At 68.2% G+C, this 343-nt stretch carries 1 protein-coding gene; it reads left to right on the top strand.

Features of this window, described 5'->3' with window-relative positions; translation table 11 throughout:
- The coding region (locus SB816_RS30350; protein ID WP_410548036.1) for an NADPH-dependent FMN reductase at positions 1–333 on the top strand (333 nt) is incomplete at its 5' end.
- Positions 334–343: the final 10 nt, after the last annotated feature.

Below are 343 nucleotides of genomic sequence, written 5' to 3'. Positions count from 1 at the left end.
ACGCCCGAATACAACCGCTCGATTCCCGGCGTGCTGAAGAACGCGCTCGACTGGGGCTCGCGCCCGTGGGGGCACAACTCGTGGTCGGGCAAGCCGGGCGCGGTGCTCGGCACGTCGCCGGGCGCGGTCGGCACGGCGCTCGCGCAGCAGCACCTGCGCAACGTGCTCGCGTATCTCGACGTGAAGACGCTCGCGCAGCCGGAAATGTTCATCAAGCATGACCCGGCGCGCATCGACGACCAAGGCCAGATCGTCAGCGAGGACACCCGCAAGTTCCTGCAGGGCTTCGTCGACCGCTACGTCGACTGGGTGCGCATGCTGAAGTCCGCCTGATCGCCGCACC

It is taken from the genome of Achromobacter sp. SIMBA_011, assembly GCF_046535435.1.
In the GTDB taxonomy this organism is placed as follows: domain Bacteria; phylum Pseudomonadota; class Gammaproteobacteria; order Burkholderiales; family Burkholderiaceae_B; genus Achromobacter; species Achromobacter dolens.
The sequence above is the reverse complement of the archived record's forward strand: the minus strand, read 5'-3'. Positions and strand labels throughout refer to the sequence as shown.